Annotated in this window: 13 protein-coding genes and 2 pseudogenes; 7 read left to right on the top strand and 8 right to left on the bottom strand. The window is 68.3% G+C overall.

Annotated elements, in window-relative coordinates; genetic code table 11:
- Nucleotides 1-137: 137 nt before the first annotated feature.
- Nucleotides 138-2,336, top strand: a complete 2,199-nt coding sequence (locus AC1RRR_RS12075) for a putative bifunctional diguanylate cyclase/phosphodiesterase (protein WP_492813318.1) — start codon at nucleotides 138-140, stop codon at nucleotides 2,334-2,336.
- Here AC1RRR_RS12075 and AC1RRR_RS12070 read toward each other — a convergent pair.
- The 5 genes from AC1RRR_RS12070 to AC1RRR_RS12050 form a co-directional block, all read right to left on the bottom strand.
- The gene (locus tag AC1RRR_RS12070) at nucleotides 2,333-3,352 is read right to left on the bottom strand and encodes a threonine aldolase family protein (protein WP_492813316.1); all 1,020 of its coding nucleotides are present in this window, start codon (nucleotides 3,350-3,352) and stop codon (nucleotides 2,333-2,335) included. The genes AC1RRR_RS12075 and AC1RRR_RS12070 overlap by 4 nt on opposite strands.
- A 59-nt stretch (nucleotides 3,353-3,411) precedes the next feature.
- The gene (locus tag AC1RRR_RS12065) at nucleotides 3,412-4,545 is read right to left on the bottom strand and encodes an epoxide hydrolase family protein (protein WP_492813315.1); all 1,134 of its coding nucleotides are present in this window, start codon (nucleotides 4,543-4,545) and stop codon (nucleotides 3,412-3,414) included.
- Between the two features lie 211 nt (nucleotides 4,546-4,756).
- Entirely contained in the window at nucleotides 4,757-5,083 is a 327-nt protein-coding gene (locus AC1RRR_RS12060) for a GIY-YIG nuclease family protein (RefSeq protein ID WP_492813313.1), read from the bottom strand.
- Between the two features lie 50 nt (nucleotides 5,084-5,133).
- Complete coding sequence (locus tag AC1RRR_RS12055; RefSeq protein ID WP_492813311.1) at nucleotides 5,134-6,033, bottom strand: EamA family transporter; 900 nt, start codon at nucleotides 6,031-6,033, stop codon at nucleotides 5,134-5,136.
- An 83-nt stretch (nucleotides 6,034-6,116) separates the two neighbouring features.
- Entirely contained in the window at nucleotides 6,117-6,722 is a 606-nt protein-coding gene (locus AC1RRR_RS12050; protein ID WP_492813309.1) for a TetR/AcrR family transcriptional regulator, read from the bottom strand.
- Between the two features lie 79 nt (nucleotides 6,723-6,801).
- Here AC1RRR_RS12050 and AC1RRR_RS12045 point away from each other — a divergent pair, with 79 nt between their 5' ends.
- Both AC1RRR_RS12045 and AC1RRR_RS12040 read left to right on the top strand, forming a co-directional pair.
- The gene (locus AC1RRR_RS12045; protein WP_492813307.1) at nucleotides 6,802-8,187 is read left to right on the top strand and encodes a carotenoid oxygenase family protein; all 1,386 of its coding nucleotides are present in this window, start codon (nucleotides 6,802-6,804) and stop codon (nucleotides 8,185-8,187) included.
- Between the two features lie 68 nt (nucleotides 8,188-8,255).
- Entirely contained in the window at nucleotides 8,256-9,311 is a 1,056-nt protein-coding gene (locus AC1RRR_RS12040; protein ID WP_492813305.1) for a DUF2855 family protein, read from the top strand.
- A gap of 162 nt (nucleotides 9,312-9,473) precedes the next feature.
- On the opposite strand, the gene AC1RRR_RS12035 is transcribed toward AC1RRR_RS12040, so the two are convergent.
- Nucleotides 9,474-10,178, bottom strand: a complete 705-nt coding sequence (locus AC1RRR_RS12035; RefSeq protein ID WP_492813303.1) for an ArsR/SmtB family transcription factor — start codon at nucleotides 10,176-10,178, stop codon at nucleotides 9,474-9,476.
- 72 nt (nucleotides 10,179-10,250) lie between these two features.
- Here AC1RRR_RS12035 and AC1RRR_RS12030 point away from each other — a divergent pair.
- Nucleotides 10,251-11,628: pseudogene (locus AC1RRR_RS12030) on the top strand (MFS transporter); the annotation flags it as partial.
- Nucleotides 11,629-11,658: 30 nt separating this feature from the next.
- Here AC1RRR_RS12030 and secA read toward each other — a convergent pair.
- The gene (secA, locus tag AC1RRR_RS12025) at nucleotides 11,659-14,430 is read right to left on the bottom strand and encodes a preprotein translocase subunit SecA (protein ID WP_492813301.1); all 2,772 of its coding nucleotides are present in this window, start codon (nucleotides 14,428-14,430) and stop codon (nucleotides 11,659-11,661) included.
- Nucleotides 14,431-14,729: 299 nt separating this feature from the next.
- Between secA and AC1RRR_RS12020 the strand changes: the two genes are divergently transcribed.
- A complete protein-coding gene (locus AC1RRR_RS12020; protein WP_492813299.1) occupies nucleotides 14,730-15,698 on the top strand; it encodes a peptidylprolyl isomerase in 969 nt (322 codons plus the stop codon).
- Between the two features lie 9 nt (nucleotides 15,699-15,707).
- Nucleotides 15,708-17,174 carry a bifunctional glutamate N-acetyltransferase/amino-acid acetyltransferase ArgJ gene (gene argJ / locus AC1RRR_RS12015; protein ID WP_492813297.1) on the top strand — a complete coding sequence of 489 codons (1,467 nt, stop codon included), beginning with the start codon at nucleotides 15,708-15,710 and terminating at the stop codon, nucleotides 17,172-17,174.
- Between the two features lie 16 nt (nucleotides 17,175-17,190).
- Here argJ and AC1RRR_RS12010 read toward each other — a convergent pair.
- A pseudogene (locus tag AC1RRR_RS12010) lies at nucleotides 17,191-17,286 on the bottom strand (hypothetical protein); the annotation flags it as partial.
- A gap of 70 nt (nucleotides 17,287-17,356) precedes the next feature.
- Between AC1RRR_RS12010 and AC1RRR_RS12005 the strand changes: the two are divergent.
- A complete protein-coding gene (locus tag AC1RRR_RS12005) occupies nucleotides 17,357-17,836 on the top strand; it encodes a hypothetical protein (protein ID WP_492813295.1) in 480 nt (159 codons plus the stop codon).
- Nucleotides 17,837-17,905 lie beyond the last annotated feature (69 nt).

The following is a 17,905-nucleotide window of genomic DNA, read 5'->3' as shown; positions in this document are numbered from 1 at the left end:
AGATAAGCACTGTAAATAGCGCGGCAAACACTGTGACAACCCTATGAAGTTTTGGCGAAATGAAGGGCTCCAAGCGGGGCCATTAGCGCCCCGTTAGTCAGGAAATGGTCCCTGCCACCCGTAAGTGGAGGCGTACCATGTTCACCTTGCGGGACACCGTTTCTTCGCTGGCGCCGGCGCGCCAGGATGATCTCGGCAAGTCGCTGTATGAGCGGTTCCGTGAGGAGCCCGACACCCTGATCGTGCCTGTGCTCGACGCCGAGGACCGGCCGATCGGCATTGTCGAGCGCAACGCCTTCTTCCTGCGCATGGCCGCCGAGTACGGCCGCGCGCTGTACGCCAATCGCCCGATCTCGACGCTGATGGACCGCGAGCCGCTGGTCGTCGACGCCAATACCGAGCTGGCGGCCTTCACCACCGACAGCCTGTCGTACCGCGCCTCGGACTTGCTGCGCGGCTTCATCGTCACCGAGGACGGCCGTTATCTGGGCGTCGGCACGGTGCTGGGCCTGCTGCAGGCTGCCAACGAGACCAACCGCCGGGGCGTCGAGGCCCTGGCCGCCGCCAAGGCCGATGTCGAGCGCGCCCAGACCTTCATGACCGCCATCGTCGAGGCCATGCCCGCCATGGTGTTCGTCAAGCGCGCCGACGACCATCGCTACGTGCTGCTGAACCGCGCCGGCGAGAAGACCCTGGGCTTCAAGCGCGATGAGGTGATCGGCAAGACCGATGCCGACATCCACGACGCCGAGCTGGCGGCGATCTATGTCGAGCGCGACCGCGAAGTGCTGGAGTCCGGCGAAGTCCGCGTCGTCGAGGAAGACCACGTGCCGCGCAAGGACGGCGGCATGGCCATCCTGCGCACCAAGAAGATCGCGCTGTGCAACGCCGACGGCGTGCCGGAATATCTGCTGGGCGTCTCGGAAGACATCGCCGAGCGCAAGCGGGCCGAGGCCCAGATCGCGCGCCTGGCCCACTACGATCCGCTGACCGAGCTGCCCAACCGCGTGCTGTTCCAGAAGTCGCTGTCCGACGCCCTGGCCCGCCGCGCCCGCAAGGGCGACGAGCTGGCCGTGCACTTCATCGACCTGGACCGCTTCAAGACCGTCAACGACACCCTGGGCCACCCGCTGGGCGACGCCTTGCTGCGCGAGGCCGCCGAGCGCCTGCGCGGCTGCGTGCGCGAGGGTGACACCGTGGCCCGTCTGGGCGGCGACGAGTTCGCCGTGGTCCAGAGCGGCCTCAAGGACATGGGCGGGGCCACCCGCCTGGCGGGCCGCATCGTCGAGGCGATGTCGCAGCCGTTCGACCTGCAAGGCCACCACGTGGTGATCGGCGCCAGCGTCGGCGTCGCCGCCGCGCCCTCGGACGGCGAGGACGCCGACGAGCTGCTCAAGAAGGCCGACATGGCCCTGTACCGCGCCAAGGCCGACGGCCGCGGCGCCTTCCACTTCTTCGAGCGCGCCATGGACGAGCAGCTGCAAGCCCGCCGCGCCCTGGAGCTGGACCTGCGCCGCGCCCTGACGGCCGGCGAGTTCGAGCTGTTCTACCAGCCGCTCTACAATCTGGGCGCCGAGCAGGTGACGGGCTGCGAGGCCCTGCTGCGCTGGCGCCACCCCGAGCGCGGCATGGTCTCGCCGGCCGACTTCATCCCGCTGGCCGAGGAGATCGGCCTGATCGTCCAGCTGGGCGAGTGGGTGCTGCGCACCGCCTGCGCCGAGGCCGCCAAGTGGCCCTCGCACGTGCGCCTGGCGGTCAACCTGTCGCCGGCCCAGTTCCGCGACCGCGGCCTGGTGCGCACCGTCGTCTCGGCCCTGGCCGCCTCAGGCTTGCCGGCCCAGCGGCTGGAGCTGGAGATCACCGAGTCGGTGCTGCTGCAGGACAGCCAGGCCAACATGACCATGCTGCATGACCTGAAGGCCCTGGGCGTGCGCATCTCGATGGACGACTTCGGCACGGGCTACAGCTCGCTGAGCTATCTGCGCAGCTTCCCGTTCGACAAGATCAAGATCGACCAGACCTTCGTCCGCGACATCCTGGAAGACAGCGACGCCATGGCCATCATCAAGGCCGTTCTGGACCTGGGCTCGTCCATGGGCATCGTCACCACGGCCGAGGGCGTCGAGACCCTGGAACAGCTGAACGCCCTGCGCGGCCAGGGCTGCGCCGAGATCCAGGGCTACTTCATCAGCCGCCCGGCCCCGGCCAGCGAGATCGCCAAGCTGCTCGGCATCACGGCCGCCTCGGCCGCCGAAGCCGCCGCGCCGGTGATCACCTTCGCCCCGAAGGAAGAGCCCGCGCCGCAGACGCAAGGCGCCAAGCGGGCGGCGTCCTAGGCCACCCGCTTCAGCGCCGCGCCCAGGTCCTCGACCATTTCGGGCGTGGTCGCCCACGAGCACATGAAGCGCACGGTGCCGTCCAGGAACCGGTAGACGAACCAGCCCTCGCCGCGCAGGCGCTCCAGGGTGGGTTCGTCCATCTCGACGAAGATGCCGTTGGCCTCGACGGGGTGTTTGATCTCGAAGGGCATCAGGCCGGCCAGCTTTTGCGCCATGGCGTTGGCGTGGGCCGCGCGGGCCGCCCAGGGACCCGTGCCGCCGTCCTCGCCCAGCAGGCCCAGCCACGGGGCGGCCAGGAAGCGGCCCTTCGACACCAACTGGCCGGCGTGCTTGAGGCGCGCGTCCAGGCGGCGGGCGTGGTCGGGGTTGAGGAACACCACGGCCTCGGTCGGCGTCGAGCCAGCCTTGGTGCCGCCCATGACGAGAATGTCGACGCCCATCTTGGCCACGCTCTTCAGGTTGAAGCCGGCGGCCACGGCGTTGGCCAGGCGGGCGCCGTCCAGGTGGACGCCGTAGCCCTTGGCCTTCACCGGCGCGACCAAGGCGCGCAGTTCGGCTTCCGAATAGACCGTGCCGTATTCCGTGGCGGTGGTCAGGGACAGGGCGTTGGCCGGCTGGTTGTACGAGACCTCGGGGCGGGCGAGGGCGGCTTCCAGCGCCGACAGCGCGATCTTGCCCGAGGCGCCGGGCAGGCCGATCAGGCCCACGCCCTGGCCGAAGAAGCCGGGAGCGCCGGTCTCGTCGGTGCAGATGTGGGCGTGTTCGTGGGCCAGCACCGCCTCGTGCGGCTGGGCGAGCAAGGTGAGCGCGAAGGCGTTGGCCGCCGTGCCCGAGGCGGTGAAGCGTACTTGGGCGTCCGCATCCAGCAGGGCGCGGATGCGGTCGGCGGCGGCCTTGCTGACGTGGTCCGTGCCATAGCCGGAAGCCGTCCCAACATTGGCGGCGACCAGCGCCTCGATGACTTCGGGCATCGCGCCCGCCACGTTGTCGGAAGCAAAGTCGTAGCGGGCCATGGGGGCGCGAACTCCTGGAAGGAACTGCGCCGGGCATGCCATGGCGAAGGTCGAGGCGTCTAGAGTTCCCGCGCCCAGCTCCGCACGTCCTCGACGAACAGCCCTGGCTCCTCCATTGCCGCGAAGTGGCCGCCGCGCGGCTGGTCGGTCCAGCGGGTGATGTTGTAGGCCCGGTCGGCCCACGAGCGGGGCGGGGGCTTGTAGATGCTCTCGCCAGGGAAGTTGGCAAAGGCGGTCGGGGTCTCGCAGCGCTGGCCCTGGGCCAGGACGGGGCCGCCTTCCTCCAGCAGGGCGCGGTAGTACCAGGCGCCGGTCGTGAAGCTGCCGGTCATCACGTACAGCATGAGGTTGGTCAGCAGCTGGTCGCGGGTGAACACCTGCTCGAACGGCTTGGCCGACAGGTCGGCCCAGTCGTGGAAGCGCTCCAGGATCCAGGCGGCCTGGCCGACAGGGTTATTGGCGCCCAGCCACGCCACCGACTGCGGCTTGCTCGCTTGCAGGCGGAAATAGGCGCCCCACAGATCCATCTGCGCGCCGAAACCGGTGATCCAGGCGATCTCCTCCGGCGTCGTCGGCGGGCCGTGCGGGCGCAGGCCGATCATGTTGAGGTGGATAGCCTTCACGTGCGCGGCATGGTCCAGGCCCAACCACGAGGTGACGAGCCCGCCCCAGTCACCGCCTTGGGCGAGATAGGTCTCGTAGCCGAGCTGGCCCATCAGCGTGTCGAACATCCGCGCTGTCGCCCGCTGGCCCAGCGGCCGCTTGGGCTTGCCTGAGAACCCGAAGCCCGGCAGCGACGGGATGACGAGGTCGAAGGCGTCGGCCGCATCGCCGCCGTGGCGCGACGGGAAGGCCAAGGGCTCGATGGCGTCCCAGAACTCGAAGTGGCTGCCCGGCCAGCCATGGCTGATCAGCAGCGGCCGTTTGCCCTGCGCCTCGCCGACCACATGGACGAAGTGGATGTCGAGGTCTTCGATGGTCGTCGTGAATTGCGGGAAGCGGTTGAGGTTGGCCTGCGCCGCCGCGACGTCGAACCCGTCGGTCCAGTAGCCGCAGAGGTCCTTCAGGAAGTCGGCGTCGCACCCATAGGCCCAACCGCCGCCTTCCGGCGCGGGCGGGAACTCGTAGGCGCGGACCTGGGTAAGGACCTTGTCGACAGCCTCGCGGCTCCACTCGACCTTGAACGGCGTCATGACGGGCCTCCCTTGTTTCGAAGGAGCCTCCGCTCGCTTACGTGACGGCGGTCAATAGAGCTCCGAACTCCCCCAACCCGTCATCCTGCGCTTTATGCGCGGGACCCATTTGTCCGCCGCAGGTGCAGTGCGGGCTCACGCTCTCACGTGGAAGCTGAACCATGGGTCCCGCGCATAAAGCGCGGGATGACGGTTGGGGGAGGGGTGGGGGCTAAACCTGCCGAGGCACGGGCGTCCAGTTCATCACCTGATCGTACAGATCATCCCAGCGTGGATTATCCTGCTCGATCAAATTGATCTTCCACTGCCGTGGCCATTCCTTTAGCCGCTTCTCGCGATGAATGGCCACGGTCATGTCCTCGTGGGTCTCGTACCAGACGAGCCGCGTCAGCCCATACTTCTGGGTGAAGCCTTTCAGCTGCTTCTCGCGATGCTGGACGACCCGAGCCTCGAACATGCTCGTCACACCGACGTACAGCGTGCCGTGGGGTTTATTCGTCATGATGTAGACAGCGATGGAGGCGTCGCGCGGGACCATGTCGCGAGCTTGAGTGTGCTCGCGATGAAATCAACCCTTGGGTGCGAATCTCAAGCCGCCGCCAGGAACTTCATCCGCACCTTCGGCCACAGCATGTTCACCGCCAGGCCGGTCAGCACCAACGCCGCCGCGATCAGCTTCCACGCCGGCAGGCCCTCGCCCAGCAACAGCGCCGAGGCGCTCATGCCGAACACCGGCACCAGCAGGGCCATCGGGGTCACCGTCGCGGCGGGGTGGCGGGCCAGCAGCCAGCCCCAGGCGGCGTAGCCGAACATGGTGTTGCCCACGGCCTGCCAGGCGACGGCCAGCCAGGTGGTGAAGCCCGCGCCCGTCACGCCCTTGACGATGGCCGGCCAGCCCTCCAGCCACAGGGACATGGCGAAGAGCGGCGGGATCGAGAACAGGCTGGCCCAGACCACATAGCCCAGCATGTTCACAGGGCCGGCCTGGCGCGCCACGATGTTGCCGCCCGACCAGCTCAGCGCGGCCAGCAGGCCCAGGGCGACGCCCAGCGGCGTGGCCGCGCCGCCGCCATGGGCGGCGATGACCACGATGCCGGCGACGGCCAGCACCAGGGCGGCGATCTGGAAGCCCTGGATCCGCTCCTTGCTGATCCACATGGCCATGCCGATGGTGAAGAACACCTGGGTCTGAAGGATCAGCGACGCCAGGCCCGGCGAGATCGAGCCCTTCATGGCCACGAACAGCAGACCAAACTGCCCCGCGCCGATCAGCAGGCCATAGGCCGCCAGGTTGCTCCACGACACCGCCGGGCGCTTGACGAAGAACACCATGGGGACCAGCACCATGCAGAAGCGCAAGGTTGCGAACAGCAGCGGCGGCAGGTGGTTCAGGCCGATGCGGATGACCACGAAGTTGGTGCCCCACACCGCGACTACGGCCAGGGCCAGCAGGAAGTGGCGCAAGGGCAGGGGCGCGGCAGTCGACATCGAGGTTCCAATCGCAAGCTGGACTAGCCTCGACTTGGGCCTTCAGGCCCGGCGTCGCAACGGAAACATTGTTCCCGTGACAATCAGGGCGCGGAGATCCCCAGGCCTTTGACCAGGGTCTGAGAGGCCAGCTGGCGCAGCTTCACCGGGTCGATCGTCGGCGCCAGCTTGCCGGTCAGCTGCAGCATCAGCATGCCGTGCAGCACCGACCAGAAGAGGTGGCCGATCAGCTCGGCGTCGCCTTCCAGCTGGTCCGCCTGGATCATCGCCTCGATGTGGATGGTCATGGTGCGGCGGGCGCGGACGATGGCGGTTTGCAGCTGCGGATAGTCGCCCTCGGTCGGCTGGTTCAGGTCGAACATCAGGCGGTAGGCCTGGGGCTCGGACAGCGCGAAGTCGACATAGGCCTGGCCGGCGTCGCGCGAGCGGCGCAGCGGATCGGCGGCCGCGGCCATGGCCGCTTCCAGCCGGGCGGCGAAGCGGGCGAAGGCGGCGGCGCGGACGGCCGCCAGGATGGCGTCCTTGTCCTTGAAGTAGCGGTAGGGGGTCATCGGGCTGACGCCCAGGGCCTGGGCCAGCTCGCGCATGGTCACGGCCTCGATGCCGCGCTCGGCGAACAGCTGCTCGGCCGCCTCGCATAGGCGGACGCGAAAGGCTTCGACGTCTTCGGAGGACAGGACGCGGGGCAAGCAAGAATCCCGATTGACTCGACCATTCGCTTACAACATAAATTTACACTGTAAACAATAACCCATTGGGAGAGCGACCATGGACGGCGATGTGCGTATCAATCCGTTTCTCTCAGGCAATTTCGCGCCGGTGCGCAGCGAGGACGACTTCGCGCTGGAGGTCTGGGGCGACCTGCCGCAAGGCCTGAAGGGCACGCTTTACCGCAACGGCCCCAACCCGCAGTTCGACCCGCGCGACGCCAACTATCACTGGTTCGTCGGCGACGGCATGCTGCACGCCTTTACGGTGGAGGGCGGCCAGGTCCGCTACCGCAACCGCTGGGTCCGCACCAACAAGTGGCGGATGGAGCGCGACGCGGGGCAGGCGCTGTGGGGCAGCTGGGGCAACCCGATGACCACCGACCCGTCGGTGCTGGGTGTCGCGTCCGAAGGGGCGATGAACACCAACATCATCCAGCATGGCGGTCACCTGCTGGCGCTGGAGGAGGCCCATGCGCCGTTCGAGATGAGCGGTCCGGACCTGGAAACCCTGGGCGCCTACGACCTGGGCGGCAAGGTCACCGCCCACCCCAAGGCCTGCCCGATCACCGGCGAGCTGGTGTTCTTCGCCTATGCCGACGACCCGATGCCGCTGTCGAACAAGGTCAGCTGGGGCGTCGCCGACAAGGACGGCAAGCTCCTCAAGCGCGAGATCTTCGAAGCGCCGTACTGCTCGATGATCCACGACTGCATCGTCACCGAGCACTACATCGTCATTCCCGTCCTGCCCCTGACCGGCAGCCTGCCGCGCGCCATGAGCGGCAAGCCGGTCTTCGCCTGGGAGCCCGAGGTGGGCGGCCACTTGGCGGTGATCCGGCGGGATCAGGGCGTGGCCAGCCTGCGCTGGATCGAGGTCCCGGCCTGCTACGCGTTCCACGTCATGAATGCGTTCGAGCAGGGCGAGACGATCGTCGCCGACGTCATGCGCTACGCCTCCGCGCCGCTGTTCCCCAACGCCGACGGGACCAAGGGCGAGAACGCCGCCGCCTATCTGACGCGCTGGACGATCGACCTGGCGGCCGGCGCCGTGACCGAAGTCCAGTTGGACGACACGGCCGGCGAGTTCCCGCGCTTCGACGAACGCTTCGCCGGCATGGCCTATCGCCACGGCTGGTTCGTCGGCCAGAGCCTGAAGCCTGGCGACTTCCGCTCCAACATCGTGGCCCATGTCGACTTGGTCGCTGGCACACGGAAGACCTGGACCGTGCCGCAGGGCGACGCGATCTCCGAAGCCGTCTTCACCCATGCTGGCGACGGCGCGGCGGAGGGAGAAGGCTGGCTGACGGCGGTGATCTATCGCCAGGCCGACGACGTCTCGGAGTTCGTGGTGTTCGACGCCCAGGCGGTGGAGAACGGCCCGATCGCCGGCGCCAGGCTGCCGCGCCGCGTGCCGTTCGGCTTCCACGGCCAGTGGGTCAGCGCCTGACCTCAAACGCACGTTTGACTTGCCGCGTGGCCTCCCGCTAACTCCCCGAAACAGCATGGGAGGCCGCCATGGCCTGGGACTTCGTCGTCGCCAAGACCGACCTGCGCCGCAGCGAATTCCACGACGTGGAGCCGCCGCCGCTGGCGGACGGCCAGGTCCGCCTAGCCATCGAGAGCTTCGCCCTGACGGCCAACAACATCACCTATGCCGTGTTCGGCGAGATGATGAAGTACTGGGACTTCTTCCCTGGCCCAGACGGCTTCGGACGGGTGCCGGTGTGGGGGCATGCCAGGGTCGAGGCCTCGGCGCATCCGGACATCGTGGTGGGCCAGCGGTTCTACGGCTACTGGCCGATGTCGACGCACCTGACCGTTCAGGCCAAGCCCGGCAAGAGCGGTTTCACGGACGTGGCGGCCCATCGCCAGCCCTTGCCGCCGGTCTACAACCAGTACCAGGCGGTGGGCGCCGAGGATGCGCTGGAGGCGCACCGGGCGCTGCTGCAACCGCTGTTCATCACCGCCTTCCTGATCGACGACCAGTTCGACGAGCACGGCTTCTACGGCGCCAAGAGCGTGATCCTGTCCAGCGCCTCGTCCAAGACGGCGATCGGCCTGGCGGCGCTGTTGAAGAAGCGGGGTGGGGTGACCGTGGTGGGCCTGACCTCGCCGCGTAACCGGGCGTTCGTCGAGGGGCTGGGGTTCTACGATCAGGTGGTGCTGTACGACAATCTGGCCAGCGCGCCGATCGAAGGGCCGGCGGCGTTCGTGGACTTCGCGGGCGATGCGGCGGTGTTGGCGGCCGTACACAACCGGTTCGGGGGTGAGCTGAAGGCCTCGATCCTGGTGGGCGGCACGCATTGGGAGGCGCCGCGTGGTGGCGGGGCCCTGCCGGGTCCGACGCCGGCGTTCTTCTTCGCGCCGGATCGGGTGGCCAAGCGGCAGAAGGACTGGGCGCCGGGCGAGTTCGAACAGCGCTACGGCTCGGCCTGGGCGGGGTTTGTCGCGGATGCGCCGCGGTGGCTGACGGTCGAGATCGGCCAGGGCCGCGAGGCGATGCAGGCGGCGTATCTGGCGCAGGTGGAGGGCGGGACTTCCCCGGAGGTCGGGGTGGTGCTGAAGCCGTAGCGAGTAGCGCGTCGCGTTCAATTTCTCCTCCCCCGTCTGGGGGAGGTGGCGCGCCCGCGCAGCGTGGCGTGACGGAGGGGGCCAGTCATGAGTCGGCCGGCGCTGGCCCCTCCACCGCCTTCGGCGGTCCCCCTCCCCCAAAAGGGGAGGAGAGGGTATCCCTCAGGCTGCGACGCGGCCTTCTTCATCCAACGTCACACCCAATCGTTCGCGGAGCGCAGTCGCCCCCTCCGTGGTCAACCGCACCGCCCGGCCCTTCGCCTCCAACGCCAACCACCCCCGCGCGCTCATTGCCTCCAGCAACTTCACCCCCAGCGGCCCGGCCAGGTGATGCCGCCGCTCGGTCCAGTCCAGGCACTGCCGCGCCACGCCCCTTGGCGAGCGCAGGGCGTCGACCTTCACGCCCAGCTCCTCGAACCAGGCGCGGCCCTCCGGCGTCACGTCATAGAGCTTCTCCGCCGCCGGCCGGATCAGGTCCCGATCGACCAGCGCCTCGCACACCCGCACCCCCAGCCGCCCCGCCAGGTGCCCGTAGCAACACCGCGCATCCCGCAGCGCCCGAGCCTTGGGCGAGCGCGGGATCTCCAGCGACCGCACCGGCGTGGCCAGCACCGACAGCGCCTCGATCGCATGCGCCACCTCGGCCGAGGCCAGGCGGTAGTACCGATGCCGCCCCTCGCGCTCGACCGCCAGCAGGCCGCCGTCGACCAGCTTGGAAAGGTGGTTGCTGGCCGCCTGGGCGGTGACGCCGGCCGCCCAGGCCAGGGCGCTGGCGGGCTGGGCGCGGCCGTCCTGCAGGGCCTGCAGCATGGCGGCGCGGGTCGGGTCGCCGATCAGGGCGGCGGGGGTGGCGATATTGGCGTCCATATTCGCATCATACGGCGATCGCCGACGGAATGGTTCATCGGCGCGTGTAGCATCCGGGCGGCGGATCGGGGCATGTCCAGGACCATGAGTAACGCACGCCTGCCCTGGATCACCGCCGCCGCCAGCTTCGGCTTCTTCGTCACCCAGCTGGACGTGACCATCGTCAATGTCGCGCTGGACGCCATCGGCGCGGCCTTCCACGCCCCGACGGCGCAGCTGCAATGGGTGGTCGACGCCTACATTCTGGCCTTGGCGGCCATGCTGCTGTCGGCCGGCGCGATCGGCGACCGGGTGGGGCCGCGCCGGGCGTTCGTGGCGGGGCTCGTGCTGTTCGGCGTGACCTCGGCGGCGTGCGGGTTCGCCATGAGCCCCCTGGCGTTGATCCTGGCCCGCGCGGCGCAAGGCGCGGCGGGTGCGCTGTTGATCCCGCCGTCCCTGGCCCTGATCGCCCATGCCGCGCACGGCGATAACAGTAAGCGCGCCTCGGCCGTCGGCTGGTGGACCGCCGCCGGCGGGGTGTCGATCGCCCTGGGCCCCGTGCTGGGCGGCCTGCTGGTCGAGACCCTGGGCTGGCGCTGGGTGTTCTTCGTCAACCTGCCGGTCTGCGCTTTGGGCGCGGTCCTGACGCTGCTGGTCGCGCCCGACGCGCCGGCCAAGCCCAAGGTCCCGTTCGACATTCCCGGCCAGGCCCTGGCGGTGGCGGCGGTGTCGCTGCTGGTCGGCGGCCTGATCGAGGGCGGGCACCGAGGTTGGGGCGGGGCGCCCTTGCTGGCCCTGGTCGCCGGGGTGCTGCTGGCGGCCGCCTTCGTGCTGTTCGAGCGCCGCGCGGCCCATCCCGCCATGCCGCTCAGCGTCTTCCGCAAGCGCCCGGCCTGGACGGCGGTGGTCGTCGGCTCGGCGCTGAACTTCACCTACTACGGCCTGATCTTCGTGCTGGGCCTCTACATGCTGCGCGCCCTGCACTGGGCGCCGGCCAAGGCGGGCCTGGCCTTCCTGCCGCTGACGGCGACCTTCATCGTCTCGAACCTGCTGAGCGGCGGCCTGGTGGCCCGCTTCGGCGCGCGGACGGTCACCACGGGCGGCGTACTGCTGGCCGCCTGCGGCTACGCCCTGACGGCGCGGCTGGGGACGGGCAGCGACATGCTCGAGATGCTGCCCGGTTTCGCCCTGATCCCCGGCGGCATGGGCCTGGCCATCCCCGCCCTGACCAGCGGCCTGCTGGCCAGCGTCGACAAGCACGACGCCGGCGCGGCCTCGGGCGCGCTAAACGCCTGCCGCCAGGTCGGCGGCGCGGCCGGCGTGGCGATCTTCGGCGCGCTGGCGGGGACGGACGTGGTGGCCGGTCTGCACGTCTCGGGCCTGAGCGCGGCGGTTCTGCTGATCGGCGCGGCGGCGGTGGCGGGGCTGCCTACGCGGAAATAGAAAACGCCCGCTCCGGTCTCCCGGAGCGGGCGTCCTAAACTCAGCGGGGCCTAGAGGCTCACTTCACCAGCGAGCCGTGGCACTGCTTGAACTTCTTGCCCGAGCCGCAGGGGCAGGCGCTGTTGCGGTTGGTGCGGTCCCAGCCTTCCGGCAGGGCCGAGACGGGCAGGGCTTCGCGTTGTTGCGGCGACAGGCCGTCGGGAATGGCGCCGGCGACGGCGGCGTTCTCACCGGTCAGCGGGTCCAAGTGGACCTCGACCAGGTTGTCCAGCGATTGGTGCGGGACTTCCGGCTCGGCATAGGCGATCTCGACCGTCATCAGCCAGCGGGTGGTGTTGGTGCGCAGGTCGCCCAGCAACTTCTCGAACAGCGAGAAGGCTTCGGTCTTGTACTCGTTCAGCGGATCACGCTGGCCGTAGCCGCGCAGGCCGATGACGTTGCGCAGGTGGTCCAGGTGCATCAGGTGCTCGCGCCACTGCAGATCGATCATCTGCAGCAGGAAGTTCTTCTCGACCGAGCGCATTTGCTCGGGCGTGATGATTTCTTCGCGCTGGGCGGCGTAGGCGTCGGCCGCCTTCTGGATGCGGTCCTTGATCTCTTCGTCGGCGATGCCTTCCTCGGCGGCCCACGTCTCGATCGGCAAATCGAGGCCCAGGATCGACTGGACGCGTTCCTTCAGGCCGTCGATGTCCCACTGCTCGGCATAGGCCTTGGGCGGCAGGTGACGGGCGACCAGGTCGTCGATCGTGTCCTGGCGCATCTCGGCGATGATGTCCGAGAGGTCGGTCGACTCCATGAACTCCTGGCGCTGCTCGAACACGGCCTTGCGCTGGTCGTTGACGACGTCGTCGTACTTCAGGAGGTTCTTGCGGATCTCGTAGTTGCGCTGCTCGACGCGCTTTTGCGCCGTGGCGATGGCGTTGTTCAGCCACTTGTGGGTGATCGCCTCGCCTTCCTGGACGCCGAAGGTGCGCATGATCGCGTCCAGGCGCTCGCCGGCGAAGATGCGCAGCAGATCGTCCTCGCACGACAGGAAGAACTTCGAACGACCCGGGTCGCCCTGACGGCCGGTGCGGCCGCGCAGCTGGTTGTCGATGCGGCGGCTTTCGTGGCGCTCGGTGCCCAGCACGAACAGGCCGCCGGCGGCCAGCGCCGCGGCCTTGGCGCCGGCGATCTCGGCTTCCAGCGCGGCCTTCTGGGCCAGCTCGTCCTGGTGGTCGATCTCCAGGCCCATGCCGCGCTGCTGCTGGCGCCACGAGGCCAGGCGCATGTCGACATTGCCGCCCAGCTGGATGTCGGTGCCGCGGCCGGCCATGTTGGTGGCGATGGTCACCGCGCCGGGCACGCCCGCGTCGGCGACGATGCCGGCTTCCTGCTCGTGGAAGCGGGCGTTCAGCACCTGGTGTGGGATGCCCTTCTGCTTCTTGCCGTCATTCTCGAACGAGTAGCTGGTCAGCAGCTTGGACAGCTCTTCGGACTTCTCGATCGAGACGGTGCCGACCAGGATCGGCTGGCCGCGCATGTGGCAGTCGGCGATCTGCTTGAGGATGGCCTCGTTCTTCTCGCGCTCGGTGCGATAGACTTCATCGTCGTCGTCGATGCGCTGGATGGTGCGGTTGGTCGGGATTTCCGACACGCCCATCTTGTAGATGTCGTCGAATTCCTGGGCTTCCGTCGAGGCCGTGCCGGTCATGCCCGACAGCTTCTTGTAGAGGCGGAAGTAGTTCTGGATGGTCACCGAGGCCAGGGTCTGGTTCTCGGGCTGGATGTCGGCGCCTTCCTTGGCCTCGATGGCCTGGTGCAGGCCTTCCGACAGGCGGCGGCCGGTCATCATGCGGCCGGTGAACTCGTCGATCAGGACGACTTCGCCGCCCTTGACGATGTAGTCCTTGTCGCGCGTGTACAGGATGTTGGCGCGCAGGGCCTGGTTGACGTGGTGCACCACCGAGACGTTGGCGGCGTCGTAGAGACCGGCCGAGTCCTCGGCCAGGTGGCCGCCCGACATCAGGATCTCTTCGATCTTCTCCTGGCCGTCCTCGGTGAGGATGACCTGTTTCTGCTTCTCGTCGTGGTCGTACGTGCCCTTATCGAGGATCAGCTGCTTCACCAGCACGTCGATCGTCTTGTAGAACTCGCTGCGGTCCTCGGTCGGGCCCGAGATGATCAGCGGGGTGCGGGCTTCGTCGATCAGGATCGAGTCCACTTCGTCGACAATGACGAAGTTGTGGCCGCGCTGGACCATTTCCTCGACGCTGTAGACGAGGTTGTCGCGCAGGTAGTCGAAGCCGAATTCGTTGTTGGTGCCGTAGGTGATGTCGCTGCGGTACGCGCGCTGACGCTCACCCTGGCTGAGGCCGTTGACGATCACGCCATAGCTCAGGCCCAGGAAGTTGTAGATCTGGCCCATCCAGTCGGCGTCGCGGGTGGCCAGGTAGTCGTTGACGGTGATGACGTGGACGCCCTTGCCTTCCAGGGCGTTCAGATAGGTCGGCAGGGTGGCGACAAGCGTCTTGCCTTCACCCGTGCGCATTTCCGAGATGCCCGAGAAGTGCAGCACCATGCCGCCGACCAGCTGGACGTCGAAGTGGCGCATGCCCAGCACGCGCTTGCCGGCCTCGCGCACGACGGCGAAGGCTTCGTTCAGCACGTCGTCCAGGGTCTGGCCCTTGGCCAGGCGGTCCTTGAACTCGGCGGTCTTGGCCTTCAGGGCCTCGTCCGACAGGGCGGCGTATTCCGGCTCCAGCGCATTGATCTTGGCGACCCGCGCCTGGAAGGTCTTGACCTTGCGTTCGTTCGAAGAGCCGAAGAGCTTTTTGGCGAGACCAAGCATGCAGGGGGAATCCGAAAGGGACGTTTTGACGAGGAGGCCGGCGCTAAGGCTGTGCGGCCTCGACTACGGAATATGGAGTCGCACTGGATTAACGGAAAAATCCACTCTTCCGGTGCGGCCGGAGACTTAAGCACCGGTCATCTTGGTGTCAACGCGAAGACCCCGGCGTAAGTAAGGCTTTAAGGGCCGTTAGTGGCCGTCCCGCCTCAGTTTTCGCTAGGTCGAACGCTTTCGATGGCGAAGCCGTTTCCACTCGGCGAAAAAGCACGCTAGAGCCGTCTGCAACAAAGCCGGAGATCTTGGCCTTGAAGACCACTTTCCGCCTCTCTCGTTTGATCGGCGCCGTCGCCTGCGCCCTGGTGCTGGCCTCGTGCGGCCAGAACAAGGTCGCCGAGCGTCCGCCCGAGCCCGGCGACACCGCCGTGGCGCGCGTCAACGGCCAGGTGATCTGGGCGTCGGACGTCAAGCGCGAGGCGGTTGCTCAGGGCCTGATCAGCGAAGGCGAGCCGCTGGACATCTCCAGCGAGGTCTTCCGCCAGCGCCTGGACGAGGTGATCGATCAGAAGCTGCTGGCCGCCGAGGCGACCAAGCGCAAGATCGACAAGGAAGCCATCGCCCAGCGCCGCCTGGCCGCCGCCCGCGAGCGCATCCTGGGCGACATGCTGGTCGAGGGCGTCGTGGAAAAGGCCGTCACCGAGGACGCCATCCGTAAGCTCTATGCCGAGCAGCAGAAGCTCTCGAAGCGCTCGGAAGAGATCCGCGCCCGCCAGATCATCGTCGGCAGCCAGGCCGAGGCCGACAGCGTCAAGAAGCTCTTGGCCTCCGGCGCCTCGTTCGACGCCCTAGCCATGGAGCGCTCGACCGACCAGGCCACCCGCTTCAACGGCGGCGACCTGGGCTACTTCACCCTGGACGTGATGCCCGAGCCCTATGGCGTGGCCCTGAAGGACGCCGCCAAGGGCGCGCTCGTCGGTCCGTTCGCGGCCGAGGGCGGCTGGGTGCTGGTCAAGGTCGAGGACAAGCGCACCGAGGAGCCGATCACCCTGGAGTCCGCGCGTCCGCAGATCGTGCGCTTCCTGACCTATGACCAGGTCCGCGACATCCTCGAAAAGCTGCGTGGCTCGGCCAAGGTCGAGATGCTGATCGGCAAGACCGCCGACGCGCCCGGCCCGGCCGGCGCCCAGGAACCGGCTTCGGCGCCGCCCGAACCGCCGGCCGGCGCGCCGGCCTCGGCTCCGCCGCCTCCTGCTCAACCCGCTAAGAAATAAGAGCGGCTCATGACCAAGACTCCCAAGACTTCCGGCAAGAAGACGGCCGCGAAGGCTCCTGAAGCCGCGCCGACGCCGGCCGAGCGCGCCAGCGGCGTGATCGACGCGATCGTCGATCCCCTGACCTCGGCCCTGAAGCGCGCCGGCCTGCGCCGCGCCCAGAAGTCGGCCGGCGAGACCGTCCCGGCTCCGGCCGTTCCCGCGCCGGCCAAGCCCGCTGCGACCGGCGCCGGTAAGCCTGGCCTGGCCATCTCGCCGCTGGCCGTGCCGTTTCCGCATATCCCGCCGATCCCGGGCGTGGAGATCGCGACGGGCCGCGCCGGCTTCTACAAGCACGAACGCGAAGACCTGCTGCTGATGCGGTTTGCCGAGGGCACCTCGGCGGCGGGCGTCTTCACCCGTCACGGCGTTGGCTCGGCCCCCGTCGACTGGTGCAAGCGCCAGCTGGCCGCCACCGGCGGCGCGGACGTCCGCGCCCTGGTGGTCAATGCCGGCTGCGCCAACAGCTTCACCGGCCGTCCCGGCGCCGACGCCGTGCGCCGCGTGGCCACGGCCGTGGGCAAGCGCATGGATTGCCGCCAGCGCGACGTGATGATGGCCTCGACCGGCGTCATCGGCGTCATCCTGGACGACAGCAAGATCACCGCCCGCCTGCCGGAAGTCGAAGCGCGCCTGACCGCCGACGCCTGGGCCCAGGCCGGTCGCGCGATCATGACCACCGACACCTTCCCGAAGGGCGCCTATGCGACCGCCCTGATCGACGGCGTGGAGGTGAAGATCGCCGGCATCGCCAAGGGCTCGGGCATGATCGCGCCCGACATGGCGACCATGCTGGCCTTCGTGGCCACCGACGCGGCCATCGCCCCGGCGGCGCTGCAGACCCTGGTCTCGCTCTATACCCGCACGACCTTCAACTGCGTGACGGTGGACGGCGATCGTTCGACCAACGACACCCTGCTGCTGTTCGCCACCGGCCAGTCGGGCGCGCCCAAGATCAGCCGTCCGGGCGACAAGCGCCTGGCCGACTTCCGCGAGAAGCTGGAAGCCGTGCTGCTGGACCTGGCCCTGCAGCTGGTCAAGGACGGTGAGGGCGCCACCAAGTTCGTCAAGATCACCGTCAACGGCGCCGAGAGCCCCGCCTCGGCCCGCAAGATCGCCCGCACCATCGCCGAAAGCCCGCTGGTCAAGACCGCCTTCGCCGGCGAGGACGCCAACTGGGGCCGCATCGTCATGGCCGTGGGCCGCGCCGACGAGCCGGTCGCCCGCGAGAAGATCAGCGTCAAGTTCGGCGACCTGTACGCCGCCCGTGACGGCCTGATCTCGGCCGAATACGACGAGGCCAAGATGAGCGCCTACGTCAAGAACCAGGAGTTCGAGGTCAGCGTCGACGTCGGCGTGGGCAAGGGGTCTTCCACGGTGTGGACCTGCGATCTGACCAAGCAGTACGTGGCGATCAACGGCGATTACCGGAGCTAGGGGCTTAGCCGCTGCCCCAAAACTCCCCGTCATCCCGCGCTTTATGCGCGGGACCCATCTTTCCGCCGCAAGTGCGCGGCGAAATAGTGCTCTCACGTGTAAGCTGACCCATGGGTCCCGCGCATAAAGCGCGGGATGACGATGAATGTTAGAGCGACGAGCCTAGACCGGAGCCTCTCCCCATGACCGACCTCACTCCCGATCAAGAAGCGGCTCTGCTCGAAAGCCTCACGACCGCCTGTCGCGAGGCCGGCTATGTCGTCGACGCCATCGATCGTGGCCTGGAAGTCTCCGGCGGCGAGGAGGAGGGCGCCTATTACCTGCTGCCCGACCACGGCTGGCTGCAGGTGCGCTGCCTGGTGCTGGACCCCGAGGACCTGGCCGAGGCCCGCGACCTGACGGCGCTGTTCGAGACGATGGCCCTGGCCCAGTTCCGCCTGATCGGCTGCCGCTTCGGCTATGACGGCCAGACCGGCCTGTGGCTGGTCGAGGACCTGTATCCGGGCTTCGAGCCTGCCCGCGTGCCGGCCGTGCTGGAGCAGATGACCTTCATCTGGGACGCGCTGGAGGACCTGTTCATCGGCGCCCTGGAAGGGACCGTCCCCAGCGAAGACGCCTTCGACGGGGCGTTCGAACTGGAAGCGGCGACCCCGCCGAACTAAGCTATTCAAATCCTTGCCGGGCAAGCGGAACCGCAAGCCCGAAGCATCGTTCCTGATCGGTGTTTACCT

The sequence above is a fragment of the Caulobacter sp. GW821-FHT12D05 genome (assembly GCF_058807295.1).
The sequence above is the reverse complement of the archived record's forward strand: the minus strand, read 5'-3'. Positions and strand labels throughout refer to the sequence as shown.

Bases quoted from the DNA above. Each gene is read 5' to 3' on its own strand.
- AC1RRR_RS12035 (WP_492813303.1), bottom strand. From the start codon at position 10,178: ATGGACGCCAATATCGCCACCCCCGCCGCCCTGATCGGCGACCCGACC.
- argJ (WP_492813297.1), top strand. From the start codon at position 15,708: ATGACCAAGACTCCCAAGACTTCCGGCAAGAAGACGGCCGCGAAGGCT.
- AC1RRR_RS12060 (WP_492813313.1), bottom strand. From the start codon at position 5,083: ATGGTCCCGCGCGACGCCTCCATCGCTGTCTACATCATGACGAATAAA.
- AC1RRR_RS12065 (WP_492813315.1), bottom strand. From the start codon at position 4,545: ATGACGCCGTTCAAGGTCGAGTGGAGCCGCGAGGCTGTCGACAAGGTC.
- AC1RRR_RS12075 (WP_492813318.1), top strand. From the start codon at position 138: ATGTTCACCTTGCGGGACACCGTTTCTTCGCTGGCGCCGGCGCGCCAG.
- AC1RRR_RS12055 (WP_492813311.1), bottom strand. From the start codon at position 6,033: ATGTCGACTGCCGCGCCCCTGCCCTTGCGCCACTTCCTGCTGGCCCTG.
- AC1RRR_RS12045 (WP_492813307.1), top strand. From the start codon at position 6,802: ATGGACGGCGATGTGCGTATCAATCCGTTTCTCTCAGGCAATTTCGCG.
- secA (WP_492813301.1), bottom strand. From the start codon at position 14,430: ATGCTTGGTCTCGCCAAAAAGCTCTTCGGCTCTTCGAACGAACGCAAG.
- AC1RRR_RS12040 (WP_492813305.1), top strand. From the start codon at position 8,256: ATGGCCTGGGACTTCGTCGTCGCCAAGACCGACCTGCGCCGCAGCGAA.
- AC1RRR_RS12070 (WP_492813316.1), bottom strand. From the start codon at position 3,352: ATGGCCCGCTACGACTTTGCTTCCGACAACGTGGCGGGCGCGATGCCC.
- AC1RRR_RS12005 (WP_492813295.1), top strand. From the start codon at position 17,357: ATGACCGACCTCACTCCCGATCAAGAAGCGGCTCTGCTCGAAAGCCTC.